Source organism: Novosphingobium pokkalii (genome assembly GCF_014652855.1).
In the GTDB taxonomy this organism is placed as follows: domain Bacteria; phylum Pseudomonadota; class Alphaproteobacteria; order Sphingomonadales; family Sphingomonadaceae; genus Novosphingobium; species Novosphingobium pokkalii.
Genome location: NZ_BMZP01000015.1, coordinates 87,343 through 112,252 on the forward strand (window position 1 = coordinate 87,343; position 24,910 = coordinate 112,252).

Annotated in this window: 24 protein-coding genes and 1 pseudogene; 7 read left to right on the top strand and 18 right to left on the bottom strand. The window is 66.0% G+C overall.

Translation table 11 applies throughout. The features are described 5' to 3' along the window. Positions 1-6 precede the first annotated feature (6 nt). On the bottom strand, positions 7-582 hold the full coding sequence (locus IE191_RS15175; RefSeq protein WP_191325228.1) for a Cif family virulence factor: 576 nt from the start codon (positions 580-582) through the stop codon (positions 7-9). 205 nt (positions 583-787) lie between these two features. Between IE191_RS15175 and IE191_RS15180 the strand changes: the two genes are divergently transcribed. After that, the gene (locus IE191_RS15180) at positions 788-2,242 is read left to right on the top strand and encodes an APC family permease (RefSeq protein ID WP_191325229.1); all 1,455 of its coding nucleotides are present in this window, start codon (positions 788-790) and stop codon (positions 2,240-2,242) included. A gap of 32 nt (positions 2,243-2,274) precedes the next feature. Beyond that, complete coding sequence (locus tag IE191_RS15185) at positions 2,275-3,774, top strand: aldehyde dehydrogenase family protein (RefSeq protein ID WP_191325230.1); 1,500 nt, start codon at positions 2,275-2,277, stop codon at positions 3,772-3,774. A 55-nt stretch (positions 3,775-3,829) separates the two neighbouring features. Here the strand turns inward: IE191_RS15185 and IE191_RS15190 are convergent, their stop codons facing one another. From IE191_RS15190 to IE191_RS15255, 14 genes are all read right to left on the bottom strand, one after another. After that, positions 3,830-4,159 carry a DUF6152 family protein gene (locus IE191_RS15190; protein ID WP_268249442.1) on the bottom strand — a complete coding sequence of 110 codons (330 nt, stop codon included), beginning with the start codon at positions 4,157-4,159 and terminating at the stop codon, positions 3,830-3,832. Between the two features lie 72 nt (positions 4,160-4,231). Beyond that, positions 4,232-4,735 (bottom strand): DUF6644 family protein, encoded by a 504-nt coding sequence (locus tag IE191_RS15195; protein ID WP_191325232.1) that lies wholly within the window; start codon positions 4,733-4,735, stop codon positions 4,232-4,234. 53 nt (positions 4,736-4,788) lie between these two features. After that, complete coding sequence (locus tag IE191_RS15200) at positions 4,789-5,253, bottom strand: DUF6644 family protein (RefSeq protein WP_191325233.1); 465 nt, start codon at positions 5,251-5,253, stop codon at positions 4,789-4,791. 124 nt (positions 5,254-5,377) lie between these two features. Then, the gene (locus IE191_RS15205; RefSeq protein ID WP_191325234.1) at positions 5,378-7,453 is read right to left on the bottom strand and encodes a TonB-dependent receptor; all 2,076 of its coding nucleotides are present in this window, start codon (positions 7,451-7,453) and stop codon (positions 5,378-5,380) included. A 147-nt stretch (positions 7,454-7,600) separates the two neighbouring features. Then, positions 7,601-8,038, bottom strand: a complete 438-nt coding sequence (locus IE191_RS15210; protein WP_191325235.1) for a carboxymuconolactone decarboxylase family protein — start codon at positions 8,036-8,038, stop codon at positions 7,601-7,603. A gap of 1 nt (position 8,039) precedes the next feature. Continuing rightward, positions 8,040-9,467, bottom strand: a complete 1,428-nt coding sequence (locus tag IE191_RS15215) for an NAD-dependent succinate-semialdehyde dehydrogenase (protein WP_191325236.1) — start codon at positions 9,465-9,467, stop codon at positions 8,040-8,042. Positions 9,468-9,493: 26 nt separating this feature from the next. Beyond that, complete coding sequence (locus tag IE191_RS15220; RefSeq protein WP_191325237.1) at positions 9,494-10,063, bottom strand: cytochrome b; 570 nt, start codon at positions 10,061-10,063, stop codon at positions 9,494-9,496. 26 nt (positions 10,064-10,089) lie between these two features. Beyond that, the gene (locus IE191_RS15225; RefSeq protein WP_191325238.1) at positions 10,090-10,878 is read right to left on the bottom strand and encodes an SDR family NAD(P)-dependent oxidoreductase; all 789 of its coding nucleotides are present in this window, start codon (positions 10,876-10,878) and stop codon (positions 10,090-10,092) included. Then, on the bottom strand, positions 10,875-12,494 hold the full coding sequence (locus tag IE191_RS15230; RefSeq protein WP_308432918.1) for an acetolactate synthase large subunit: 1,620 nt from the start codon (positions 12,492-12,494) through the stop codon (positions 10,875-10,877). Before IE191_RS15230 ends, IE191_RS15225 begins: the two co-directional genes overlap by 4 nt. Further along, positions 12,481-13,413 carry an alpha/beta fold hydrolase gene (locus IE191_RS15235; protein ID WP_191325240.1) on the bottom strand — a complete coding sequence of 311 codons (933 nt, stop codon included), beginning with the start codon at positions 13,411-13,413 and terminating at the stop codon, positions 12,481-12,483. Before IE191_RS15235 ends, IE191_RS15230 begins: the two co-directional genes overlap by 14 nt. 2 nt (positions 13,414-13,415) lie before the next feature. Beyond that, positions 13,416-14,021: an amino acid synthesis family protein gene (locus IE191_RS15240; protein ID WP_022678528.1), complete on the bottom strand. Its 606-nt coding sequence runs from the start codon at positions 14,019-14,021 to the stop codon at positions 13,416-13,418. Between the two features lie 62 nt (positions 14,022-14,083). Then, a complete protein-coding gene (locus IE191_RS15245; RefSeq protein WP_191325241.1) occupies positions 14,084-14,563 on the bottom strand; it encodes a VOC family protein in 480 nt (159 codons plus the stop codon). Further along, on the bottom strand, positions 14,550-15,584 hold the full coding sequence (locus IE191_RS15250) for a WD40/YVTN/BNR-like repeat-containing protein (RefSeq protein WP_191325242.1): 1,035 nt from the start codon (positions 15,582-15,584) through the stop codon (positions 14,550-14,552). The genes IE191_RS15245 and IE191_RS15250 overlap by 14 nt, the downstream gene beginning before the upstream one ends. 61 nt (positions 15,585-15,645) lie before the next feature. Next, positions 15,646-17,172 carry an aldehyde dehydrogenase family protein gene (locus tag IE191_RS15255; RefSeq protein ID WP_191325243.1) on the bottom strand — a complete coding sequence of 509 codons (1,527 nt, stop codon included), beginning with the start codon at positions 17,170-17,172 and terminating at the stop codon, positions 15,646-15,648. Between the two features lie 210 nt (positions 17,173-17,382). On the opposite strand from IE191_RS15255, the gene IE191_RS15260 reads away from it, so the two are divergent. Together IE191_RS15260 and IE191_RS15265 are read left to right on the top strand one after the other, a co-directional pair. Beyond that, positions 17,383-18,153, top strand: a complete 771-nt coding sequence (locus IE191_RS15260; protein WP_229815452.1) for a 2-keto-4-pentenoate hydratase — start codon at positions 17,383-17,385, stop codon at positions 18,151-18,153. A 34-nt stretch (positions 18,154-18,187) separates the two neighbouring features. Continuing rightward, positions 18,188-18,991, top strand: a complete 804-nt coding sequence (locus tag IE191_RS15265; protein ID WP_191325244.1) for an SDR family NAD(P)-dependent oxidoreductase — start codon at positions 18,188-18,190, stop codon at positions 18,989-18,991. A gap of 152 nt (positions 18,992-19,143) precedes the next feature. On the opposite strand, the gene IE191_RS15270 is transcribed toward IE191_RS15265, so the two are convergent. Beyond that, positions 19,144-20,331 carry an MFS transporter gene (locus IE191_RS15270; RefSeq protein ID WP_191325245.1) on the bottom strand — a complete coding sequence of 396 codons (1,188 nt, stop codon included), beginning with the start codon at positions 20,329-20,331 and terminating at the stop codon, positions 19,144-19,146. An 87-nt stretch (positions 20,332-20,418) separates the two neighbouring features. Beyond that, positions 20,419-21,783 carry an aminotransferase gene (locus IE191_RS15275; RefSeq protein WP_191325246.1) on the bottom strand — a complete coding sequence of 455 codons (1,365 nt, stop codon included), beginning with the start codon at positions 21,781-21,783 and terminating at the stop codon, positions 20,419-20,421. 253 nt (positions 21,784-22,036) lie between these two features. Between IE191_RS15275 and IE191_RS15280 the strand changes: the two genes are divergently transcribed. Together IE191_RS15280 and IE191_RS21080 are read left to right on the top strand one after the other, a co-directional pair. Continuing rightward, positions 22,037-22,981, top strand: coding sequence for a LysR family transcriptional regulator (locus IE191_RS15280; RefSeq protein ID WP_229815454.1), 945 nt, complete (start codon positions 22,037-22,039; stop codon positions 22,979-22,981). 303 nt (positions 22,982-23,284) lie between these two features. Beyond that, the gene (locus IE191_RS21080; RefSeq protein ID WP_229815456.1) at positions 23,285-23,641 is read left to right on the top strand and encodes a transposase; all 357 of its coding nucleotides are present in this window, start codon (positions 23,285-23,287) and stop codon (positions 23,639-23,641) included. A 57-nt stretch (positions 23,642-23,698) separates the two neighbouring features. Here the strand turns inward: IE191_RS21080 and IE191_RS21085 are convergent. Continuing rightward, positions 23,699-23,995 (bottom strand): annotated as a pseudogene (locus IE191_RS21085) (IS3 family transposase); the annotation flags it as partial. Between the two features lie 461 nt (positions 23,996-24,456). On the opposite strand from IE191_RS21085, the gene IE191_RS15290 reads away from it, so the two are divergent. After that, positions 24,457-24,852, top strand: a complete 396-nt coding sequence (locus IE191_RS15290) for an Arm DNA-binding domain-containing protein (RefSeq protein ID WP_191325248.1) — start codon at positions 24,457-24,459, stop codon at positions 24,850-24,852. The last annotated feature ends 58 nt before the right edge of the window (positions 24,853-24,910 follow it).

The following is a 24,910-nucleotide window of genomic DNA, read 5'->3' on the forward strand; positions in this document are numbered from 1 at the left end:
CTGCCTTCAATAGTCGAAGTCGAGCTCGGGGCGTGACCAGGCCCAGCCGGTGATGCGCCAGCCAGCGGCTTCCTTTCGCAGCGCCACGGTGAAAGTGGCGTCGATCTCGGCACCTTGCTGGCCGCCGAGGGTATACCGGAAGTCGGCCGGGACGACGACGTAGGCGCGATCACCCGTCACGTCGACACGGCGGGGCTTGCGCAGCGTGTTGACGCCCTTGGTCAGCCCGATGGCGGCGTTGTGCGCGGTGAGCGCAGCCAGCCAGTGGGCACAGGTATCGGCGCCATGCCACTCATACGGTGCGAACTCGTCAACGATAGCGGATTCACGCGCGCAGCTGGCGATGACGCCGGCGTTGTCGCCTCGGTTGAGACTGTCGACATAGTGGTGCACGGTCTGCATCACGGCGGCGACGACCGCGGGATCTGGCGCGGCGTCAGTGGCCGGCCCGGGTGCTGCAGCGGTGATGTCCGCTGCCTGCGCGGGCACGGCGGCAGGCACGAGCGCGAGTGCGGCGATTGCGGCAAGCGCCACAGCCCTGGCTGATTTCCGGCGCGTGAGCATTGGCGTCATGGTCGTCATCGGCGGGGCTCCCCTGATCATGGTCGTGATCGGCACAAGCTTGCCCAATGCCGCCTTGCTGGCAAGCAGGCAGGCCCCGTGCGCCGGGGGTCTGGCCGAAAATACAAGGTATCCCGACGCAAGTGCAATACCGTGTGGTCGCAAACCTGCCAGTGTTGCATCATCGGTGCTGGCGATGCACCCCGCCCCCCACAATCGAGCGTTCATGCACAGATCCGACCAAGACGCCCCCGCCGAGCCCGGCCTGTTCTCCGGCATGTTGGGGACCGGGGACATCATCTTCATGATCCTCGCCTGCGCCGCGCCGATGGGTGTGCTGGCCGGAATTATCCCCCTCGCCTTCGCCTTCGGCAACGGCGCGGGGATGCCCGGCGCGCAACTCGCGATGTGCGCGGTCATGCTGCTGTTCGCGGTAGGGTATGTGCGGATCATCCCGCATGTGCGCAATGCCGGCGCATTCTATGCCTATATTGCCGCCAGCCTCAACAAGGAGGCTGGAATCGCGGCCGCCTACACGGCAGTGGTTGCCTATACCTGCGCCGCCGCCTCGGTGCTGGGAGCGATGAGCTATTTCGCTGCCGATCTGTTCGCCACGCTGACCGGCATCGCCCCCTCGTGGGTGCTATGGGCGGCAGCGAGCATCGCAGCGATCGCCTGGCTGGGGTATCACAGGATCACGATGGCGGCCAAGGTGTTGACCGCGGCGCTGCTGCTCGAAGTGGGGCTCATCGCGGTGATCGACGCGCTGATCCTGTGGCAACGCGGTTGGGCCGGGCTCGATTTCAGCAGTTTTGCCCCCGCGACGATCTTTGCGCCGGGCCTCGGCATCGCGGTCATCTATGCCATCAACGGCTGCATCGGTTTTGAAGCGACGGCGATATATCAGGAAGAAGCGCGCAACCGCGCCGTGACCATCCCGCGCGCTACCTATGGCGCGGTGCTGGTACTCGGCACCTTCTACGTGCTGTCGTCGTGGTGCCTGGTGCTGGCGGTCGGCCCGGCCCACATCAAGGCAGTGGCAGCCGCCGATCCCGGCCACCTTGTTTCGGGCATCGCGTTTCGCACGCTCGGCCAGTTCGGGCGTGACGCGCTCAACCTCTTAACGATCACCAGCCTGTTCGCCGCCGCACTGGGCTTCTTCAACAACATCGCGCGCTATTTCTTCGCTCTCTCGCGCGATGGGCTGATCCCCGCCGGGCTCGGCCGCGTCCATCCGCGCCACGGATCACCCTACATGGCCTGCCTTGCGCTCGCCGGGATACTCGCGCTGGTGATCGCGCTATTCGCCTTGGCCGGGCTCGACCCGCTGCTCTCGCTGGCCACCAGCCTGTCGTCGATGGGCGCGGTGGGGCTCGAGATCCTGCTCACCGCCACCTCGCTGGCAATACCGCTGTTCTTCGCGCGGCGCGGCGAATATTCGGTGGGCAAGACCCTGGCGCCGCTGCTCAGCGGGGTGATCATCGCGGTGGCGACGTGGCTGTCGCTGGCCAACTACGCCACGCTCACTGGCACCACACTGCCGGTGATCAACCGCCTGCCGCTGCTGTTCATTGCCATCGCCGCCGCCGGCCTGGCCCATGGCACCTACCTCCGGCGCTGCCGCCCGGCGACATATGCCCGCGTCGGGTCCACGCACGTCGAAGGCCCGGTCGGCGAATAACCCTTGCCCCTCTTTCCCATGCGGAGCCACCGATGAGCGCACCCACCTTCCCAACTCTTCCGACCGGTCGATTGCTGATCGACGGGGCGCTGGTCGAGCCGCTCGGCACGGCCGCCCCCTTCGATGCGATCGACCCGGCCACCGGGCGGGTGATCATGCAGGTACCGGCCTGCGACATCGCCGATGTGGACCGTGCGGTCGGCGCCGCGCATCGCTGCTTCCAGAGCACAGCCTGGCAGTCGATGCGCCCGCTCGACCGCGGTCGCCTGCTCGAGCGGCTGGCCCTGCTGGTCGAGCGCGAGCGCGACGATCTCGCCGCGCTCGAATCACTCGATAGCGGCAAGCTGCTCGCGGTGACGCAGGCAATCGACCTGCAGTTCACCATCGACGGACTGCGCTATTTCGCCGGTTGGGCCTCCAAGATCGCCGGGGAGACCGTCTCGCATTCGCCGTTGGTCGAGGAGGCAGCGCTCTACCGCGCGTTCACCCAGCGCCGCCCCGTTGGCGTCGTCGCGGGCATCACGCCGTGGAACTTCCCGATCGGCCAAGCAATCCAGAAGATCGCGCCGGCCATCGCCTTCGGCTGCACGATCGTGCTCAAGCCATCGGAAGAAACCTCGCTCACCGCGCTGCGGCTGGGCGAACTGATCCTCGAGGCTGGCTTTCCCGCCGGGGCGGTGAACATCGTCACCGGCACCGGCGCCGCTGTCGGCGTGCCGCTGGTGGCGCATCCGCTGGTGCGCAAGATCGCGTTCACGGGCTCCAACGCCACCGGGCAAGCGATCCTGACCGAAGCGGCACGCACGATGAAGCGCGTCACGCTCGAACTGGGGGGCAAGTCTCCCACGATCGTGCTGGCCGATGCCGATCTCGACAAGGCCATCCCCGGCGCGGCAGCGGCAATTTTCGCCAATTCCGGGCAGATCTGCACCGCTGGCTCGCGCCTGCTGGTCGAGGCGCCGGTCCATGACGCGGTGATCGAGGGGGTGTGCCGCATCGCACGCGACTTGCGCCTGGGCTCGCCATTTGCTGCTGACACCCAGATGGGCCCGCTGATTTCCGCCCGCCAACGTGATCGCGTGGCAGCGCTTGTCGAAGCGGGGCTTGCCGAAGGCGCACATCCACTGGAGGGCGCTTGCGCGGCCAGCGGTCCGGGCTGGTTCTATCGGCCGACCGTGCTTGCCGGGGTCGAGGCCGGGATGAGCGTGATGCGCGAGGAAATCTTCGGGCCGGTGGTGTGCGCGGTGAAAATCACCGACCGCGCCGACATCGTCCGCATTGCCAACGACACGCCCTATGGCCTGGCCGCCAGCGTGTGGACACAGGACATCGATACGGCCCATCTGCTGGCCGAACGGATCGATGCAGGAACGGTGTGGATCAACACGCACAACGTTCTCGACCTGGCGATGCCGTTCGGCGGCAGCAAGCTGTCGGGCGTGGGCCGCGAGTTCGGCAGCGAGGCGCTGCAGGCGTTCACCGAACCGCGCGCGATATGCCTGCGGCTGGATCGGACCAGGGCGGGATTCTGAAATCGCCCACCCGCAACCCTGCCACCCGAAGGGCAGGCTGGGTTGCGGGCAGCGCTTACCAGCCGCTCAGCACCTTGCCGTCTGGCAGCTTGACGGTCTTGAGCATGCCTCCTGGCTTGCCGTTGCGCAGCGGGTAGAACACGATGTCGACCTTGTCGCCCGCCTTGAGCGTCGAAAAGCTCCAGCCAGCATGGGTCATCAGGTTGGGGCTGCTGCACTCAAGTGCATAAGTCGTCCCCCCCGCCTGCGCGACGACGAAGGCGTGGGGGTTGGTCCAGGTAAACCTGCTCACCATGACACCGCGCAATTCAACCTGCTTGGTCTGGTCGAACATTGCGAACGAATGGTGGGCCATGGCCGGGCCGGCCGATGCCAGCGTTATCATAGCGGCTGAGGCGACAAGGATGATGGCACGACGAGTTAGGGACACGGGCAGGCGCTCCTGGGAGTGGGGTTTTTAGAACAGCACGTCGAGGGTGAAGCCGATCCAGCGGCCGAGGAAGATCACCAGCGTCCACAGCACCAGCGAGAGCACACCGGCGGCGCGCGCGGCAAAGGGTGGCGCGGCGGTTTCGTCCCACTGCGCGATCGTGCGCTGGGTGGTAGCGTGGAAGATTGCCATGTTGATGCCCGCCGCCAAGATTGCCAGCAGTTTGAGCCGGAACTCGGTATTGGCGGCATAGGCCACCGCGTTGGAAGCGAAGAGCAGGCTACCGGTGATGATCGCGACGACGAAGGCGCCCCATGTGAAAGGCAGCAGCTCGGTGATCAGGCGATTGGCGCTGCGCCGGTGCGAAGCATAGCCGACGAGCCGCAGGTCAACGATCAGGATCGTGCCGAAGACAAGGGTAATTGCCAACACGTGCAGTGATTCGAGCACGGGGAAGGCGTTGGCGTTCTCGCGAATGGCGTTCGAGAGTGGCAGGTCGTAGATGCTTTGCAGCGTGGTTTGCAGAGTCATGGGTTGGGCTCCCCCGGGTTTTTCTGGTTAGCGTGACGGTTGCGGGGCGCCGTTCAGGTGTAAGCGATGAAGCGGCCGCAGAAGATGACCGCGATCCACACCACCAGCAGCAGCCAGGCCACCGTCTTGGCCGCAGGCCGCGCCTCGTCGCGCAGCAGTGGGCGGCGCAGCAGCAGCGTGGCAAGGAACGCCAGCAGCACCAGCGCCATCTTGGCCCAGAACACCGTGTTGCCCAGGGTACGCGCCGGCTCGGCGACGATCAGCAGCATGCCACTGGCCAACAGCACGACCAGCGCCGACCATATCCACGGCAGATAGCGCCGCACCACGCGCGCGGGGCTCTCGTCCGTGGCGAGCACACCGGCGAGGCGCAGTTCCGAGACCAGTGCCGAGCCCACGACCACCGCAATCGCCAGGATATGCAGGCTCTGCACGGTGGGGATGATCCACGTCGTCTCCCGGAACGTGGTCGAGATCGGCGTGGCATAGAGCCAATCGCCGAAGGTTTGGATGGACATGGCGCAAGGTCTCCCCTCGATGCGTGGACGGTCAGGTTTGCTTGTTCGCCTGCTCTAGCCGTCGCGCCGGGCGCCGGGACGTTCGAAACCGTTGCAATACCGGAACAGCGCGCGCGCAACGGCGTCACAGGGTGGCCATGAGCGTCACGCGCAGCGAACGCGGTTCCAGCGGATGGGCGCTGATGCCGGCCACTCCGGCAGTAGGCTCGCCGGGCAGCCGGCTGACGTAGTAATAGTCGGCCGCATCGTCGCGGCTGCCGAACAGGTTGTAGATATCGGCCCGCAGGTTGACGCGCTGCGTCAACTGATAGCCCGCCGAGAGGTTTACCTCGCCATAGCCGGGCGAACGCTGGCTGTTGTCGTCGGTCAGCGGATGCGGGCCGAGCCGCCGCCACGTAAGGGCGCCCGACCAGCGCCCGAGATTGTCGATCAGTACGCCAGCAGCACCGATGAAGCCGGGAGCGTCTTCGATAAAGCGGGTGGCGGGATCACCATCGCGATAGCGCGCATGGCTGAACGCCAGGTTGGAATTGAGTTCGAGCCAGGGCAGCGGGCGGTACTGGGCGCTAAGCTCCAGGCCGCGGCGCCGGCTGGGCCGCCCCGCCTCGGTCTGCCCGGCATCGGCCGAATAGGTCAGCTCTGAAGCGAAATCGATCTGGAACACGGTGGCCGCAAGCGTCAGCTGGTGCACGAGATTGCTGCGCACGCCCGCCTCCACGCTGGTCGCGCCGACCAGTAGCGGTGGCCGCACGAGGCTGGTGCTGCCATCGTCCGCGGTGACGAGGCCGGCACGGCCGTCGTTGGAATGAAACCCGCGCCCGGCCGAGACGTAGAACTCGGTCCGCGCCCAAGGGCCAAGGATTATGCTGCCTTTGGGCTGCCACAGCGCGGCATGCTCATGCCCACGCACAGCGCGCACCAGGTCTTGGTCGACAACCTGGAAACGATCGACGCGCAGGCCGAGCACGCTGCGCAGCCAGGGACGCCACTGCGCCTTGTGTTCGGCATAAGCGCCAAAGCTCGCCTCCGTGACCTGGTCGTCGCGGTCGGTGCTCAGCAATACCCGACGGCGGGTGTGCGCCAGATCGACGCGAATCGCATCAAAGCGTCCGTCGATCCCGATGGTCAGCGTCTGCTCGATCCCACCGGTCGCAAAGCGGTGCGCCAGCGCAAGGCGGCCGCCCGCGATCCAGCGTCGATCGTTCTGCGCATGCTGATCGCCGTTGACCGGATCATCAAGGTAGTGGGTGAAGTTGCTCCACAACGTCAGGCGCTGGCGCACGCCATAGACCTCGGCAGTGAGTTGGTCGGCGCTGGACAAGGGCCGGGCGTAGTGCAGCGACAGCGACAGGCGCTGCGATATCCCCCCATCGCTGGGATCAAGCGAGCCGAAGCGTCCGATCAATCCCTGCTCCACCGCGCGCAGCGGCTGGTCGGTGGTGGCGTTCCAGCGCCCCGAATAGGCCATCGCCGTTGCTGACCAGCCATCCTCGGCAGTGCCATGCGACAAACGCATAACCCCGTTGAAGCGGCGCAAGTTATCGGGGTTGTCCCACGGGCCATCGAGATGGAAGTATTCCCCCGCAGCTAGCAGCGTGGTGCCCCCGCGCAGTGCCACAGATCCGCCCGCGAACACGCGGCGATCGCCTACAGTGCCGGCAGAAAGCGAGAGCATGGGCCGCAAGCTGTCGACCAGGCTCAGCCGCGCCGATCCCACCGCGGCAAAGTCCCCGACAGCGGCGAAGTAAGGGCCCTTGGTAAAGGCGATCCCGCCAAACAGTTCGGGCATGAGGAAGTTGAGATCGGTGTAGCCTTGGCCATGCGCATGGGTGCGCTGGTTAACCGGCATGCCATCGACAAAGGTGGCAAAGTCGGTGCCATGGTCAAGGTTGAACCCACGCAGGAGGTACTGGTTGGCCTTGCCCTCGCCGCTGTGCGAGGTCACCGACAAGCCGGGGATCGCCTCCAGGTACTGCCCGACACGATAGGCCGGCCGCCGCTCGATTTCCTGGCGGGTGATCACGCCCTCGCTCGATGTGGTGGCGGTGCCAAGCATGTCCTGGGTCGAGGCGGCGACCACGATTTGCGGCGGTCCATCGGGCGACGGGGCGGCAGGTTCGGCGGTTTCGGCGGCGCGGGCCGCGCCGGCGGCAAACGCCAGTGCGCTAATGGCGACAAGCATGATCGATGTGCGGCGCATGGCGCTTCCTCCCTCGTCTGTTCTCGACAAGGGAGGAAGCGCAGCGGCCCGGCCCGCACAAGTTACGCGACGGTTGGCGCAGCGCCCCGCAACGGCTGCACGCAACGGTTACCCACGATGCCGTTACACGGAAGGCCAAAGCCCAGCCTATTGCGCGGCGGCGGCGGCAACCTCGGCATCAAATTCGGCGATGGCTTCGCGCGCGATACGGGTGGAATCGATGCCGGCCGGCACGCCGCAATAGACTGCCACCTGCAGCAGGGCCTCGCGAATCTCCTCGCGCGTCAGACCGTTGCGCAGTGCCGCCTTGACGTGGAGCCGCAGCTCGTGCGGGCGGTTGAGCGCGCTGATCATGCCGAGATTGAGCAGGCTGCGCTCGCGCCGGGTAAGCCCCGGGCGCGACCAAGTCTCACCCCAGCACCAGCGCGTCGACAACTCCTGCATCGGGCGCGAGAAATCGTCCGCGCCGGCCATGGCCTGCTCAACATAGGCCGCGCCAAGCACATCTTTCCGGAGCGCCAGACCACGTACGAAAGCCGGGTCGTCGGTTCCATCAGCCGAAGAGGCGGAATAGTTCTGGCTCATGTCACAAGCCACCGACGAGGCAGTACTTGATGGACATGTAATCGGCCAAGCCATGGCTCGATCCTTCTCGGCCGAAGCCCGATTCCTTGACCCCGCCGAACGGCGCGACCTCGCTCGAGATCAGCCCGTCGTTCACCCCGACCATGCCGTATTCGAGCCCCTCCATCATGCGCCACTGGCGCGCGACATCGGCGGTATAGACATAGGCAGCAAGGCCGAACGGGGTATCGTTGGCGATGCGCAGCGCTTCGGCCTCGTCGGTAAAGCGGATGACCGGCGCCACCGGGCCGAAGATTTCCTCGTGCGCAATGGCCATGGCCGGGGTCACCCCCGCCAGCACGACCGGACGATGGAAGGCACCGTGCCGGGGCCCATCGCGCCCGTGGCTGACCTCGCGCGCGCCCTCGCCCACTGCGGCTTCGACCAGCCCGGCTACGCGGGTGACCGCCTTGCCATCGATCAACGAGCCCATCGCCCCTCCCTCGGTGCGCCCATCGGCCACGCGCAACGCGTCTACCCGCGCCGTCAGGGCCGCGACGAAAGAATCGTAGACGCCGTCCTGCACGAGGAAGCGGTTGGCACAGACACAGGTCTGCCCGGCATTGCGGAAGCGCGAGGCTATGGCACCATCGACAGCGCGCGCGATGTCGGCATCGTCGAACACCACGAAGGGCGCGTTGCCGCCGAGTTCGAGGCTGAGCCGCTTCACCTGTGCGGCAGCCTTGGCCATGATGACCTTGCCCACCTCGGTTGAGCCGGTGAAGCTGATCTTGCGCACCAGCGGATGGCTGCAGAACAGATCTCCCGCCTCTGACGAGCGCACCGCCGGGGTCACGCGAAACAGATCGCGCGGCACCCCGGCGCGGTGGGCCAGCGCCTCCAGCGCGAGCGCGGACAGCGGCGTCGCCTCGGCCGGCTTGACCACGATCGAGCAGCCTGCTGCCAGGGCCGGCGCGACCTTGCGGGTGATCATCGCCAGCGGGAAGTTCCAAGGGGTGATCGCCGCGCAGGTTCCCACCGGCTGGCGCAGCGTCAGCACGCGCTTGCCCGGTGCAAAACTGGGGATCACCTCGCCATAGGCGCGACGCGCCTCTTCGGAGAACCATTCGATGTAACCTGCGCCATAGCGCACCTCTCCCCGCGACTCCTCAAGCGGCTTGCCGCTTTCCAGCGTCATCAACAGCGCCAGCGCCTCCGCGTTCTCGACCATGGCGTTAAACCAGGCGCGCAGCACGTCGCTGCGTTCCTTGGCAGTGCGCGCAGCCCACGCATGGCGCGCGCCGTCAGCGGCCTCGATGATCGCGGTGAGCGCGGCCACGTCATAGCGGCGCACCGTGGCGATGATGCTGCCATCGGCAGGATTGGTCACGGCCAGGCCCGCCGCATCGAAGGCGTCGGGATGCAGCAGGTGGTGGACAGGGTTGGTCATGGCAGGATCTTTCGTTGAATGGGCGATCACACCATCCGTGCGAGCACGTCGGTATCGCCGCCGCGATCGTGCAGCCGGTGCTTGAGCGCGCCAGCCACGTGAAGCACCACGAGCGCGGCGAGCGTATAGGCACTCCACCCGTGCAGCGTGTCGAACAGCGCAAAGGCCTTGTCGTTCTTGGGCAACAGCTCGGGCACCTGGCCCATCCCGAAGAAAGGCACGCCGTCGCTCTGGGTAAAGCTGGCCGACATCGCATAGCCCAGCAGCGGGGTCAGCAGCGTCAGCACCATGATCGCACGGTGGACTACGTGGGAAAGCACGCGCTCCCAGGGCCTGAGGCCCACCGGCGGGTGTGGCAGATGGCGGCGATACTGGTAGCGCAGCCCGAGGTGGACCAGCGCGAGCAGCCAGACCAGAACACCAAATTGCTTGTGATTGGGGTAGAACACCGCGAACTTGGCCGTCGCTTCGTCGGGCAGGCCCGTCATGAACCAGCCAGACCAGATCATGCCGATGATCAATATGGCGCGTAGCCAGTGTAGCAGGCGCATCGAAAGCGGATAGCGGGTAGGCGCCCCGCCGGTTTCATCAGGCATCGCCCTCTCCTTGTCCGCACGCACCCTCACAGGAAGATACCGCGCGAATAGCCCCCGTCGATGGTCAGCGATTGACCGGTAATGGTCGGCCGTGCGGCAGCAGCCAGCGTCGCCACCATCGCGCCGACATCGTCGGGGGTCAGGATCGTGCGGGTGGGTATCTCGGCAACGAAGCGCGCCTCGATCGCCGCGGGCGTGGTGTTTTCGGCGTGGGCCATTTCGGCAAACAGTTCGGCCAGGTGCGGGGTGCGCACGATGCCGGGGTGCACCGCGTTGACAGTGATACCGGCCGGGCCAAGCTGGTCGGACAACACTTTGGTCAGGTGTGAGACCGCCGCGTTGCGCAACCCGCTCAACGTGTCGCTCGACCGGCCGGTCAACCCGCCGATATTGACGATATGGCCGCGCCCCTGCCGCTTCATGGCTGGCACGACGGCCTGGGCATAGCGGAGATAGCCGCCCACCTTGACGTCAAGATCGGCAATCAGTGCCGCCACATCGACGGTCTCGATCGCCCCACTGATCGGGGTGGAACTGGCGGCGGCGTTGACCAGCACGTCGATCCGACCATGCCGCGCAAGGACGGCGGCAACGAGGCTTTCGATGGATGCCGGATCGCGTGCGTCCGATGCCAGTGCGAGGCAATCACCGCCGATCGTTTCGGCGGCAGCAGCAAGCCGCCCCGCATCGCGCGCCGTAATGACCACGGCAATCCCGGCACCCCGCAGCCCACGCACGATCCCAGGTGCCATGCCGCCGCTGCCGCCGGTGACGATCGCCACCGGCGGCGTGGAACCCACCGCCGCAGTGCTCATGGCAACTCAGCCTGGATCAGCATCGGGCCATCGAGCGCGAGGCCCCGCGCCAGTGCCTCGGCCAGCTCCCCACAGGTGGTGACGCGCACCGCCTCCACGCCATAGCCACGCGCCAGGCAAACCCAATCGACCCTTGGCTTGTCGAGAAGCGTGAGCGCCTCGATCATGGCATCGCCGAGCGGCGCGTTGGCGCGCACCAGCTCGGTCTGGAGAATGGCGTAACGGTGGTTGGCAGCGAGGATCACCGTCACCGGCAGGTTCTCGCGCGCCATCGTCCACAGGGCCTGGAGCGTGTATTGCGCGCTACCGTCAGACTGAAGCGAAACCACGCGCGCCTCTGGCGCGGCGAGCGCCGCACCCACCGCACAGGGCAGCCCCTGGCCGATCGCGCCGCCCGTGTTGGTCATCACCCGATGACGGCGCGCGCGATGCGCGTTGCGCAACCAGGGCCCACCCAAGGTAGAGCCCTCGAGCGAGATGATCGCATGGTCGGGCAACTGCACCAGCAGTTCCTCGACCACGCCAGCCGGCGTCAGCGCGGCAGCGGGATCATTGGCACTGGCAGTGGCCGGGGTGAACGGCTGGGCGCCATCCGGCCCCGTTACACCCAGCGCAGCACCCAAGCGCAGCAGCGCATCGATGGCATCATGCTCTGGCCCGGCCAGGCGCACCAGACTGGCCTCTGCAACCAGCTGGCTGGGCCAGCCTTCGTAACCGAAGTAGCTGATCGGCATGCGCGCGCCGGCCAGCACGACGCGGGCCGTGCCCATCTGCGCGATCACGTCGTCGGGGAAATAGGCCTGCCGCTCGACGGCAGGCAGATCACCGCCCAGATCCACGATGCCCGGATAGGGTTCCATCAGCAGCCGGCCGCCAAGCCGCGCAGCGAGTGCGGCCCCGGCGCGCACACCCACCTCGGTCAGGGCATTGCCGCCCAGCAGGACGATGACACCCTGATCACCCTCCAGTGCGGCAGCGGCGGCGGCAACCGCAGCGTCGTCCACGCGCGCGCCTTGCCAGGTGGCAGGCGTAGCACCACCGGACGCCGCATCTTGCGTTTCCTCGCGCGCGTCGATCACGTCGGTCGGCACGATCAGCGTCGCCGCGCCGCCCTCGGCCGCCCGCGTCGCGGCAAATGCGGTGGCAACATCTCGCGCAATGGCAGCGGGCTCGGCCATGCGGATCACTTTGCGCGAAACCGGCGATGCTAAGGATTCGATATCCGAGGTCAGCGGCGCATCATAGGGCAAGTGCCAGGTGGCATGGTCGCCGATGATGTTGACGATGCGCGAGCCAGCCCGGCGGGCGTTGTGCAAATTGGCGATGCCATTGGCAAAGCCAGGGCCAAGATGCAGCAATGTCAGCGGGACCTGCCCTGACACGCGCGCATAGCCGTCCGCCGCGCCGGTACAGACGCCCTCGAACAGGCTGAGCACCGGGCGGATGCCGCCATGGCGGGCCAGCGCGGTGACCATGGTCATCTCGGTGGTGCCGGGATTGGCAAAGCAGATACGCGCGCCCCCGGCGTGAAGCGCGTCGAACATCGTGTCCGCACCCGTGCGAACTAACGCATTGTCGGAGGGTGCAGGTGCGGCAGGCGTCTCATTGGCCATCATCGGGGTCCTCGTGCGCGCGCACCGTGACGCCGGCGAGGAAACCCTCGACCAGGCGGCGGAACGCCTCGGGGGCATCATCGTGGACATAGTGCGAGGCACCATCCACGCTGGCATGGGCCAGATGCGGGTTCTGCGCTTCGAGCCGGCGCACCGCCTCGAGGCTGCAGAAGTCTGAACGGCCGCCGCGGATCACCAGCGTCGGCACGCGGATCGCGGCGATGACGGGCCAAAGGTCGAGCACGCGGGCCGGATCGGGCGCGACGCGCGTCGCGGCGATGCCTTCCGCATCGTAGCGCCAGCGCACCCCGCCCGCAGGGTCAGCCGTCATGCTTTCCCACAACCGCTCCTCGATCGCTGCGCCGCTCACGTTGGGCCGCAGGCGGCGCCAATAGGTCCGCGCCTCGGCCCAGTCGGCAAAGCGCACGGGCAGCGCCTTCATCTCGGCGACGATGCGTTCGAACCCAGCACCACCGACCGACGAGCCGGCAGTGATGTCTTCTACCACCAGAGCGTGGAGGCGCCCGGGATGGCGTGCGGCATAGGCATAGGCAGTGGTGCCGCCCATCGAATGCCCGACCAGCACGAAGCGGTCGAGCCCCGCATCGGCGACGACCGCCTCCAGATCGGCGAGGTAGGCGTCGGTGTAGTAGTTGCTGCCCTCGTCCCAGCCACTCTCGCCGCGTCCGCGCGCGTCGAACGCGATCAGCCGGTACCGGTCGGCCAGCGCCGCGGCGAGCGGGCGCCAGGTGCCCGAATAGCCGCGCAGCCCGTGCATCAGCACGATCGCAGGGGCCTGCGCATCGCCCCATTCGCGCACGCACAGCGACATGCCACCGCGCACAACGCGCCGGATGCGCTCGCCAGGCAAGAGCGCCACCGGCGCCGGCGGCGCATCGTCCAGGATGAGGTCCGCCGCCATGGTCAGGTCAGTCCGTTGCCTTCGGCGTCTTCGGCGCGAAGCCCGCCGAGCCGCGCATTGAGGCGGCCGCGCGTGGCAAAGACCCAGCATACGATCACTTCGTCACGGTTGGGCGCATCGTCGAACGAGACGCTCATCGTGTCGTAGTGCGATCGCACATAAAGGGCATCCTTGTGGCCGAACGGCACATCAAGAATGGTGCCGGGCACCCCGCGCTTGCCGGTAGAGGGCACCCACGAGGCCCCGCCGCCCAGCGCATCGCGGATCGGGTTCGCGGCAGGATTGGTGAGCAGCGCGTTGCCGTGCTCGTATTCGCCATCGATCCCCACCAGAATCGCCTTGCCATAGCTTTCGATCGGCGCCCCACCCGTCAGCGCATTGATGCGCCGCCCGAATTCCACGCCGAGCACCGGCGAGGCCTCGATCCACGCCGAGAGATCCTCGACATAGTTGCCGGCATAGGGGTTCTTGATGCACGCGCCGATCATGTACTTGATCAGCGGCGCGCCGTCGGCGGCGGCGCCGGTCTCGCCGGCAAGGATTTCCTCGACCTGGGTGAACCACTTGCGAATGTGGAAAGCGCCAAAGTTGGCGGCGTATCTGGTCATGACAACTCCCCTGGTTTTTTGTGTCTGCGGGCATCGCCCGGTTCAGGTCTGGGCCGGCGCGGTCACAGGGTGATCGGGTTCGCCTGGCCTTCGTTGCGGTTTAGCTCGGCCTGCGATGCGCCGCCCTCGAGCGGGACATTCTGGCAAAACACCTCGAGCATGTGGCCATCGGGATCGTAGAAATAGATGCCCACCGAAACGCCATGATCGAGGATTTCGGCGATCTCGACGCCGCGCTCGCGGAAGAAGGCGTAGTTGGCGCGCAGGTCTTCCATGTTGCACCCGGCCATGGCCAGGCCGATGTGCTCGAACTCGCGGCCCTTGGCCTCCTTGCCGTTGGCGGTATCGGCTGCCGCCGGGAACAGGGCGATATCGTGGTCGCTCAGGCCAAAGCTGAGGAACACCCCACCCTTGTACGGCCCATCGCCGGCGCGCGCGGTGATCTTCATGTTGAGGATTTCGGCATACCAGCGGGCAGAGGCCTCGGGATCCTTAACGAACAGGACGATATGCGCGATCCGCGCGACGTTAATGGGTGACATGCGGCAACCCCAGGTCTGAGGGAACGGACGGCAGCCAGGCGAGGCCGGTAATCTCGTTGAACTCGCGCCATTCCTTGGCCCAGGTGCGGCCGCCGTCAACGCTGCGATAGAGATAGCCGAACTTGCTCGCGGCGAGTTGGAAATCGGGATCGCTGGGATGCGAGCCGAACGCCCACAGGCACGAGTTCGACGGATGGTCGAGCGCGGCCCTGGTCCAGGTTTCGCCGGCATCGTCAGACAGCAGGATCGCCGCCGTCGTGCCCGGGGTGCCGTCGCCGATGCCCACGGCCAGTTGACGGTTGCTGCCGGGGCGGCGCAACAGCACGCGCGAATACCGCAGGCCCCAGGTCTCCTTGGCCGGCTGACGCGTCCAGGTCTGGCCGCCGTCGGTCGAGCGGTAGAGCGCGATGACGGTCAGTGCGAGGTGGACGGTGCTGCCGTCGTCCTGCGGCAGGACCATGATGTCGTGCAGGTCGGAATTGCCACCGAAATCGGACCACGTGGTGTCGATGCGCGTCCAGCTGTCGCCGCCGTCGCGGCTGCGATAGAGGCCGCCTTCCTCGATCCCCGCCCAGACGTCGTCGGCATCGCGCGGATCGACTGCCAGCGCCAACATGCGTGGGCGGTTAACCCCGGCGCAGAACTCGGGCATTTCCAGGCTGGTGCGCTCCCAGGTCTGCCCGCCATCGCGCGAGCGGAAGAAGATCGCCAATGACGGGGCGCCGGTGCCGGCATACATCACCAGCGGATCGCTGTCGCTGACCACCAGCTTCCACACCGCAAGCCCGTTGAGCGCGCAGTCGATGCGGCGCCAGTGCACGCCGCAGTCGGCGCTGTAGAACAGTCCCTTTTCCGCTCCGGCGAAAACGCCGTCGGGATTGCGCGGGTCCACCACGAGGCAGCGCACGCGATCGTCGTATTCCAGATCCTGGCCAATGTTGATGCGATACCACGACTTGCCGTTGTCGTGGCTGCGCATGACGGCCTGGCCGTCGGTGCTCACGATGAGAGTCTTGCCCATGGTCGGTTCCCTGATTGAAGACGTTAAGTTGACGCAGCGTGCTGGTGGAGCGAGGCTCTGCTCAGCTGAGGTTGACCCACACGCTCTTGGTCTCGCTGTAGAGTTCCATGGCCTGGCGCCCGTGCTCGCGGCCCCAGCCCGACTGCTTGAAGCCGCCGAACGGGGTGGCGTTGTCGACCATGTTGAAGCAGTTGACCCAGACCGTGCCGGCCTTGACGGCTGCGGCAAGGCGATGCCCCTGGCGGATGTCGTTGGTCCAGATGCCTGCCGAAAGGCCGAAGTCGGAATCGTTGGCCTGTGCCACCAGGTCGTCGGCATCGCTCCATGACAGCGCGCTCAGCACCGGGCCGAAGATCTCCTCGCGCACCACGCGCATGTCGCGCCCGGCGCCGCGCAGGATCGTCGGTTCGAAGAAGAAGCCTTCGCCGTGGGCGGCAGGCCGACCGCCGCCGATCATCACCTCGGCGCCCTCCGCCTGGCCGATCTCGACATAGGAGGCCACGCGGTCCCACTGCTCCTGCGAGACCAGCGGCCCGAAGTTGACGCCAGCATCAAGGCCGTTGCCGATCGTCAGCTTGGCTGCCTCGGCAGCGATGCGGTCGAGCAGTTCGTCGTGGATCGCGGCGTGGGCATAGAGGCGCGAGCCGGCAGTGCAAGTCTGGCCCTGGTTGAAGAAGATGCCCGCCGCGATCGAAGCTGCGGCAACGCCGAGATCGGCATCGGGCAAAACGATCTGCGGCGACTTGCCACCCAGTTCCAGGCTCACCTTCTTGAGGTTGCCGGTGGCACCGCGCACGATCGCCTTGCCCACCTCGGTCGATCCGGTGAAGGCCACCTTGGCGACCCCGGGGTGCGCGACCAGTGCCGCACCCGCTTCGCCAAAGCCGGTGATGACGTTGAACACGCCTGCGGGAATACCGGCTTCGAGCGCCAGCTCGGCCAGGCGCAGTGCGGTCAGTGGCGTCTGTTCGGCCGGCTTGAGGATGACGGTGCAGCCCGCTGCCAGCGCGGGCGCCACCTTCCATGCCGCCATCGACATCGGATAGTTCCACGGCACGATCAGACCGCACACGCCGACCGGCTCGCGCGTGGTGTAATTGAGGATGCGCGCACCGCTGCGCGGCGAAACCGGCAGCGTCTCGCCGCCGAACTTGGTGGTCCAACCCGCAAAGTAGCGGAAGGTCTTGATCGACCCTTCGATCTCGACCCAGCGCGTGAGCGAGGCGGGCTTGCCGTTATCGATGCACTCCAGCACTGCCAGTTCATCGGCCTCGCGCTCGATCAGGTCGGCCAGGCGATAGAGCAACTGCCCGCGATCGTAGGCGCTCATCGCCGCCCACGCGGGATTGACCAGCGCGCGGCGCGCGGCGGCCACGGCGACATCGACGTCGGCCGCCCCGCCCTCGGCGACCTGGCAGATCGTGCGGCCCGTCGCCGGGTTCTCGGTGGCAAAAGTCTTGCCAGACAGCGCAGGAACCGCGCGTCCGTCGATGATGAGGCCGCGCGGCGCCGGCGCGAGGGCAGCGGCCAGGCGGTCGGCCGTCTGGCGTGCGGTTTCGGCGATGGGGGCGGTGGACTGGCTCGACATGATACTCCCCTCGGTCTCGCCTGTGGCGGCGATCGTGTGATGCAGCAGACCCGCGGCGGCGTGGTGACCGCACCGGGCGAATCTGGCTTGGACGTGAGCTAACCCAACTTCATTGCGTAAACAATACTAGATTTTCAAAGTTTGTTGTTGCATATGTGCGACAATGAAGCGGCGGCGGCAAAACGAGTCCGATCGCCCGGGGAGAACTCCATGCCGATTGGCGACCTTTCGCTGGCGCAGGCCCTGCTTGCCGCGCGCCGCTCCACCACCCCAGCCGCAGTGCCGGCCGATGACGTGCCAGTGGCGCAGGCTTATGCGACGCAGCGCGCCGTCCATGTCGCGCTTACGCTGCCGGTGATGGTGTGGAAGCTGGGGTTGACCAGCGAGGGTGCCCGCATGGCCCATGGCGCGCACGAACCGGCGGTGGGCCGGCTGCCCGCCAGCGACATCTTCTGCAACCATGGCACCATCGATTTTTGCGGCGACGAGATGTTTGCCGAGGCCGAACTGGTATTCGAGCTGGGCGAAGACCTGCCGCCGCGCGCGCAGGCCTATACGCGCGCCGAGGTTGCCGCCGCGCTCAAGGGCGTATGGGCCGGCATCGAGATCGTGCGCACGCGCTTCGAGCACAGCGACCTGCCACTCGGCCTGCTCATCGCAGACAACGTCATGGGCTATGGCCTGGTATTGGGCGACCGGCTCGCGACGGGCTGGGAAGCGCGCTTTGCCGCCATGCCGGTGACGCTCACGCTCGATGCGGATGCACCGGTGGCGGGATCGACCGACCGCGTCATGGGCGATCCGCTCGATGCGCTGGTTTGGCTCGCCAACTGGCTCTGTGTCCATGGCGAGGGCGGGCTGCGCGCCGAGCAACTCGTGGCGGCCGGTAGCTGTACCGGGGTCACGGAAATCCATCGCGGCGACACGATCGTCGCCGCCTTCGACCAAGCCGGGATCGCCAGGGTGGTCTTGTCCGCCTGATCCCATCATCATGCATTTCACGAGGAGATCTAACATGAACCTGGAACTGGGCCTTGCGGGCAAGGTCGCCGTCATCACCGGGGGCGGCGTGGGCATCGGCAAGGAAACCGCGCGCAAGCTGGCGCTGGCTGGCGCCAAAGTGGTGATCGCGGCGCGCACTGCCGCCAAGCTCGAAGCGGCCGCGGCCGAACTGCGCGAAGCGACCGGCGGCGAGATCATTGCCGTACCCACCGACACCACGTCGTGGGAATCGGTCCAGGCACTCGTCGCGACCGCCGTGGCGCGCTTTGGTGACGTGCACATCCTCGTCAACTGCGCCGCCGCACCAGGCGGTCTGGTGCGCAACGCGATCGAGCTGGCGGACGAGGACGCGCTCATGCTTGACCTCAACACCAAATTGTTCGGCTACTTTCGCGCTGCCAAGGCCTGCGTGCCGCATATGCGCAAGGCCGGGTGGGGCCGCATCGTCAATGTCGGCGGTCTCACCGCGCGCTGCACAGAGGCGCTGTCGGGCATGCGCAACACTGCGCTGGTCCACTTCACCAAGACGCTTTCGGACGAAGTGGGACGCGACGGCATCACCGTCAACATCATTCACCCCGGCGTCACCCGCACCGAACACATCGAGGAATGGTTTGCCGAAATGGCAGCCGAGGAAGGCACCACGTTCGATGCCATCGTCGAGCGCGAGGCCGCCGGCCCCGCCGCGGTCAAGCGCATGCTCGAAGTGGCCGAAGTGGCCGACCCGATCGTGTTCTTGTGCTCGCAGTTGGGCAGCGGCATCACTGGCGAGTCGATCGCGGTCGACGGCGGCCTTTCGCGCGCGGTGTTCCTCTGATGCAGCGACGGTAAAGGATGCCGGGGTGCGGCCTGCTGCCGCGCCCCGGCTCTCCCGTTTCTGCTACCCAAACAGAGCGACGCGGCCGGGCCGCCGATTGCTCAGCAGGCCGAACGCTCGTCAGGGCGGTCGTTCGTCAGGCCGATGGCTCGTCAGGCAGGACGCCGCCGCCGCTCGGCGCGAATGGTCAGCACGGTGACGGCGATGCTCGCCGCCAGGATCGCGCTATTGGCATAGATCATCGGTGCGAACGAGCCGCTGGCCAGCGTGGTGGCGGCGGCTGCAGGGCCAAGGCCGGTGCCGAATGTCTGGATGGAGCCCATTGCGCATACCACCCGCCCGCGCAGGCACGCCTCGGCACAGATGCCCGAAAGCAACGGTTGCGCAAAGTTCCAGCAGAACTGCAGCAGCACGACTGCTACCACGAAGCCGGTCGCCGCGACCCGCCCGTCAAACATCAGGAAGCTGACGATGCCTGCCGCGCCGCTCAGCAGCAACGGCCACACCCGGCCCCACCGGCGCGGCAGCATGCCGGCGAGCGCAGCCCCGGCAACGCCCGCCATCGTGCCGATCGAGAGGCCGGTGGCGATGACCCCAGGCGCAATGGCGTGGGCCATGCCGATCCGCTCGGAATAGCTCCACATCGCCCCCAGCGCGAAGAAGAACAGGAACACGCCGAGCAGAGCACCGCTTGCCAGCCGCATGTCGAGCCGGCCAGCCCCGGCGAAGATGTCGGTTTCATCGACGCTGCCTTCTGGGAACCAGCGTACGCCCAGCGCCACTGGCACCACGACCAGCGCATTGGCGAGGAACAACGTGGCGGGCGAGACTGCCGCCTGCAGAGCGGGCAGGCTGTAGAGCAGCGCCGAGCTGCACAGCGCGCCCACCACGAGATAGATCGAGAATGCGCGGTCAGGATTGGCGGCACGGCCAAGCGCGGCAAAGGCAAAGCCCACTGCGATCCCCTCACCCGCTCCCGCCACCACCCGCGCCGCGGCCATCGCGACAAAGCCCGTGGCGAGCGCGGTCAGGATATTGCCGGCGATCACCAGCGCCAGGCCGATACTCACCGCAAGACGCCAGGGCACCCGCGCCAAAAGGAACGTGCTGAGGCCGATGGTCACGCCCATCGCGTTGATGTCAAACGCGGCGAGATAGCCGAGCTGGTCGTTGTCGAACCCGGTCTTTTGCGCGATTACCGCCAGAAAGCCGGGCGTCACGAAAATCACGAAGGCGCCGATCAGCCCGACCAGCACCGCGCTGACCTGTCCCGCCGGGGTCAGCCGGCGCGCGCCACGTTCGGCCTGCGCCATGCCCTCGATTGCGGTCTTGAATTCCATCTGCCCCTCCCTGGACGACGTGGAACCGCGCGGCGGGGACGGTGCACCAAGCTGTGCGCCGTCCCCGCCCCGGGTTGGCCTGTGGGGTCAGCCGGGCAACACATCCTCCACCGCGGCGCCGAAGCGATCGACGATGGCATCGGCATCGGCGCGGGTGATCACCAACGGCGGGGCAAAGACCAGCGTATCGCCCAGCGCACGGGTGATCAGCCCGCGATTGGCTGCGGCCTTGAGCACCTGGCGACCGGTGCGGTTGGCCATGGGCAGCGCTTCCTTGGTGCCGCGATCATGCACCAGTTCGATGCCCAGCATCAATCCCTTGCCGCGAATGTCGCCGACATGGGGGTGCTGGCCAAGCCGGTCGCGCATCGCCTGGAGCATGTAGGGCCCCACATCGGCTACGTTATCCACCACCTTGAGGTCATCGATCAGCTTGAGCGCGGCAAGCGCCGCGGCGGCGCCGACCGGGTGTGCCGAATAGGTGTAGCCGTGGCCAAACAGCCCGGCCTTGCCTGCCTCGCTCTCGATCACGTCCCAGACCTTGGGCGAGATGTAGCACACCGACATCGGGAAGTAGCCCGAGGTCACGCCCTTTGCCGAGGTGATGAGGTCGGGCTCGTAGCCATAGGTCTGGCTGCCCCAGTAGGTGCCGAGACGGCCGAAGCCAGAGACCACCTCATCGGCGACGAGCAGGATGTCATGCTTCTTGAGGATGGGGCAGATCGCCTCGAAATAGCCTTCTGGCGGCGGGATCAGCCCGCCAGCCCCCATCACCGCCTCGGCAAAGAACGCCGCGATGGTGTCGGCGCCTTCGCGCTCGATCAGATCCTCGAGTTCCTGGGCAAGCTGCTGCGAGAACGCCCGCTCGGTCATGCCCTCGGGTGCCTTGCGATAGTAATAGGGCGCGCTGACGTGAAGGATCGGGCCTTTTGGCAGGTCGAACAGCGTGTGCATGCCCGGCAGCCCGGTCAGGCTGGCCGTGGCCACGCCCGAACCATGGTAGGCGTTCCAGCGGGCGATGATCTTCTTCTTCTCGGGCTTGCCTCGCAGGTTGTTATAATACCACACGAGCTTGAGCTGGGTTTCGTTGGCATCGCTGCCCGATGCGCCGAAGAACACGCGAGACATCGGCACCGGCGCACGCTGCAGCAGGGCCTCGGCGCATTCGGCGACAACGTCGCTGCTCATGCCGTTGAACGTGTGGAAGAACGACAGGCGCTCGCTCTGCCGGGCGATCGCCTCGGTAATCTCACGGCGCCCATAACCGAGGTTGACGCACCACAGGCCGGCCATCCCGTCGATATATTCGCGCCCGTCAACATCGCGCACGTGAATGCCCGAACCGCTTTCCATGACCGTGGGCCCTTCGGCCATAAGATCGGTGATCGCGGTGAATGGGTGGAATTGGCTGCGCTGGTCGCGCAGGGCCGCTTGGGAAAGCTGGCTGACCATCGAATTTCTCCCTTGTCTGCGTCATGCGCGGTCCGCGCCGCGAATCAAGCGCTCATGTGGCGTAGCACGTCCTCGCCGAAAGGATTCATAAACGCAACAGTAATACTTAATTTGCGTCATCTTTTTCGTTTGGACAACAATTCCGCGCAGCGGGTGCAGACAGGCCGCGCCAGGATCGCTATGCTGGGCCAACACGCCCGTGACGGTGATGGGACGCATTGACACGGGCAGGCGTGTGGCAGAGGGAGCAGGCATGGACGACAGACCCGATCTTGGAAACGTGATGGCGATGATGTCGTTCGCCGCGGTGGTCAGCACCGGGGGCTTTTCCAGCGCCGCTACGATGCTGGGGTATTCCAAGGCCGCGGTCAGCCGCCAGATCGCCAAGCTCGAACAGAGCATCGGCGTGCGCCTGCTGGACCGCACGACGCGCTCGGTAACGTTGACGCCGGCGGGCCGCGAAATGTACGCGCGCTGTGCCCGCATTGTCGAGGAGGTCAACGACGCCAACCAGGTGATGACCGGGATGCTCTCCAAGCCGCGCGGCGAGCTCAAGGTCAACGCTCCGGTGGTATCCTCGCTGTTCGATCTCACCACGATCCTGCCGCGCTTCCTCCAGACCTATCCTGACGTGCGCCTGTTCGTGAACCTGTCGGACAGCAAGGTTGACTTGCTCAAGGGCCGCTTCGACGTGGTGTTCTGGATGGGCGATACGTTCGATTCCAGCCTGGAATCGGTGCAGTTGCGCAGCTATCCGATGGCACTGGTCGCAGCGCGCTCCTACCTCGACCGCGCCGGGCGCCCCTCGGCCGCCAACGACCTCAAGGTGCACACCTGCATCGTCGAAACGCACATCTCCAAGGTTGGCGAGTGGCGCCTGTCGGAAGATACCACGGTTGCCGTCAATCGCGGGCCGCTCACCAGCAACTCGGTGCGCATGGCGCGCGAGGCCACGCTCGAGGGCCTGGGCATCAGCTACCTGCCGCGCTTCCTTGTTGAGGACGACATCGCCGCCCGTCGCCTCGAAGTCCTGCTGCCCGACCTCGTGAACGAGCGGATTCCACTGCATGTGGTATTCCCGCGCGGCAACTACGCGCTGTCAAAGGTGCGCGCCTTTGTCGATTTCGTGCGCGCCGAGATGGCCGATCAGGAAGACGGCGCCGCTGCGCCGATGCTGGGGTTGGCCACCGCGATCTAATCACCGGACGTATCGGCATGGACTTCAGGGGCTAACTCAAATTCCGTGCAAATTTGACGTTCCCGCGCTGCGTCGGGCCCACTCCACCGGGGTTCAGCAAGGAGTGAACGTCGATGGCCTCGAAAGCATGGGATAGTAGCCTGCAGGGACCAGGTCTGATCTTGGAAAGCCGAACTGTGATTGACGGGATTGTCGAGACGTTGGGCCACTTGGTGGCGGAGGGGGCGAACTGCCCGGACTACACGACGCACTAAAACTCGCTCCGGCAGTGCCGGGCTCAGTGCATAGAACATAGTGCGCTACATGGCCACCGAGGGCGACGCTGGCTCAGTTAAGACTGTTCTGATTAACGCGGTAATCCAAAAGGCTGTGCCGGCGCTGATCACCGCACGCGCGGCTCTCAACCGCTTCCACGCGATGAAGCGCTCGAAAGACAAGGCACGGCTCGATCCATGGATCGCCATAGCGACCGAGACCAAGCTTGCGGCATTCGCTGCCGGCGTCGAGGCCGACAGTGATGCCGTTGCTGCCGCGATCTCAACACCGTGGTCGAACGGCCAGGTCGAGGGCAAGGTCAACCGCTTGAAAGCAATCAAGCGACAGCCGTATGGGCGCGCCAAAATAGATCTGCTCAAGCCCGGGGTGATGGCACCCCCATGATCCGAAGTGCACGAAATTCGAGGCAGACCCAATTTTGCACGCCGTTCCACAATTGTTAACCCACAAGGCGTTGGGCTGAGCAACGCGAAACGGGCGGTTGACCTTGTCGAGCGGACACGGTGCCTTGGGATTGTTGACAGTCGTGATCTTCTTCTTGCTACTATAAGCGCCTGCCAGACCCATGGTGCGCATCAGTCGTTCCACCGTGCTTTTGGCAATCGCAACGCCTTCGCGCCGCAATTGGTACCAAACCTTGCGCGAGCCATAGATACGGCAATTGACTTCATGAGCGCGCTTGATCTGCCCGCGCATCTCCTCGTCGCTGCGCATACGCGCTGGGCGCCTATCGGGATCTCCATCAGGGTCAGAGATCTGCTGACGCTGTAAGCGGGATGGGAACTCACCTATCCGGTGCGGTCGCACAGAAGCCCGATTCCGCGGCTACGACGACGCGATCTTGTCGGGCGAATCACCCTTAAAGTCGGGCTGCTTTCAGGCAGTATCGGACGTCGCAAGACGCGAACCTGCTCAGCAAAAAAGTCCGAGGGTATCGAGGAGGGTATCGCTCCCCAGAGTGGGTGGAAAAGCGGCGGATTTCTGCGCTTTTAGAGCCCAATTTCGAGTCCTCTCCTGGCACCACTTTCTCTCCCGGACATGTCCGGGAACGTCCAGCAAGAAGCTGGTTTCAAAGCATAAATTCGTCGAAAATCGCTGGTAACCGTCCGGGTTGATCCAGTGGCTTTCACCCGAAGATACACAAAATGTGTCTCTTCTCGTGTCTGCTGGATGAGCCCGGAAAATCCGGGAACACGACGATGCTCACTCAACTCCAAATCCACGCAGCGAAACCGAAGTCGAAGCCGTACACCCTTGCCGATGGGCAGGGACTCGCCCTCGCCGTCCAACCTTCTGGGGCCAAACTCTGGCGTTTTCGCTACCGATATGGCGCCATAAACAAAACGCTGCATATCGGCCCCTGGCCGACCATCTCTCTTGCCGACGCGCGCGAAAAATGCCGCGAGGCGCGGAAGTCTATTGCCGCTGGGCTCGACCCGGTGCTCGAGAAGAAGCGCGCCAAGGTGAAGGCGCAGTTCGCGCTAGCGGTGAGCTTCAAGGAAGTCGCATTCGAATGGATTGCAAAATGCGAGCGCGAAGGCCGCGCAGAAGCTACTCTGGATAAAATTCGATGGCTGCTGCGGATGGCGTTTTGAGGTGGCCCCGCCTTCCTGGACAGATTTGCGGCGAAGTTAAGCTCAAGCCGATGTCGTC

Coding starts and splice junctions, on each gene's coding strand:
- IE191_RS15175 (WP_191325228.1), bottom strand. CDS start 582: ATGACGACCATGACGCCAATGCTCACGCGCCGGAAATCAGCCAGGGCT.
- IE191_RS15180 (WP_191325229.1), top strand. CDS start 788: ATGCACAGATCCGACCAAGACGCCCCCGCCGAGCCCGGCCTGTTCTCC.
- IE191_RS15185 (WP_191325230.1), top strand. CDS start 2,275: ATGAGCGCACCCACCTTCCCAACTCTTCCGACCGGTCGATTGCTGATC.
- IE191_RS15190 (WP_268249442.1), bottom strand. CDS start 4,159: ATGATAACGCTGGCATCGGCCGGCCCGGCCATGGCCCACCATTCGTTC.
- IE191_RS15195 (WP_191325232.1), bottom strand. CDS start 4,735: ATGACTCTGCAAACCACGCTGCAAAGCATCTACGACCTGCCACTCTCG.
- IE191_RS15200 (WP_191325233.1), bottom strand. CDS start 5,253: ATGTCCATCCAAACCTTCGGCGATTGGCTCTATGCCACGCCGATCTCG.
- IE191_RS15205 (WP_191325234.1), bottom strand. CDS start 7,453: ATGCGCCGCACATCGATCATGCTTGTCGCCATTAGCGCACTGGCGTTT.
- IE191_RS15210 (WP_191325235.1), bottom strand. CDS start 8,038: ATGAGCCAGAACTATTCCGCCTCTTCGGCTGATGGAACCGACGACCCG.
- IE191_RS15215 (WP_191325236.1), bottom strand. CDS start 9,467: ATGACCAACCCTGTCCACCACCTGCTGCATCCCGACGCCTTCGATGCG.
- IE191_RS15220 (WP_191325237.1), bottom strand. CDS start 10,063: ATGCCTGATGAAACCGGCGGGGCGCCTACCCGCTATCCGCTTTCGATG.
- IE191_RS15225 (WP_191325238.1), bottom strand. CDS start 10,878: ATGAGCACTGCGGCGGTGGGTTCCACGCCGCCGGTGGCGATCGTCACC.
- IE191_RS15230 (WP_308432918.1), bottom strand. CDS start 12,494: ATGATGGCCAATGAGACGCCTGCCGCACCTGCACCCTCCGACAATGCG.
- IE191_RS15235 (WP_191325240.1), bottom strand. CDS start 13,413: ATGGCGGCGGACCTCATCCTGGACGATGCGCCGCCGGCGCCGGTGGCG.
- IE191_RS15240 (WP_022678528.1), bottom strand. CDS start 14,021: ATGACCAGATACGCCGCCAACTTTGGCGCTTTCCACATTCGCAAGTGG.
- IE191_RS15245 (WP_191325241.1), bottom strand. CDS start 14,563: ATGTCACCCATTAACGTCGCGCGGATCGCGCATATCGTCCTGTTCGTT.
- IE191_RS15250 (WP_191325242.1), bottom strand. CDS start 15,584: ATGGGCAAGACTCTCATCGTGAGCACCGACGGCCAGGCCGTCATGCGC.
- IE191_RS15255 (WP_191325243.1), bottom strand. CDS start 17,172: ATGTCGAGCCAGTCCACCGCCCCCATCGCCGAAACCGCACGCCAGACG.
- IE191_RS15260 (WP_229815452.1), top strand. CDS start 17,383: ATGCCGATTGGCGACCTTTCGCTGGCGCAGGCCCTGCTTGCCGCGCGC.
- IE191_RS15265 (WP_191325244.1), top strand. CDS start 18,188: ATGAACCTGGAACTGGGCCTTGCGGGCAAGGTCGCCGTCATCACCGGG.
- IE191_RS15270 (WP_191325245.1), bottom strand. CDS start 20,331: ATGGAATTCAAGACCGCAATCGAGGGCATGGCGCAGGCCGAACGTGGC.
- IE191_RS15275 (WP_191325246.1), bottom strand. CDS start 21,783: ATGGTCAGCCAGCTTTCCCAAGCGGCCCTGCGCGACCAGCGCAGCCAA.
- IE191_RS15280 (WP_229815454.1), top strand. CDS start 22,037: ATGGACGACAGACCCGATCTTGGAAACGTGATGGCGATGATGTCGTTC.
- IE191_RS21080 (WP_229815456.1), top strand. CDS start 23,285: ATGGCCACCGAGGGCGACGCTGGCTCAGTTAAGACTGTTCTGATTAAC.
- IE191_RS15290 (WP_191325248.1), top strand. CDS start 24,457: ATGCTCACTCAACTCCAAATCCACGCAGCGAAACCGAAGTCGAAGCCG.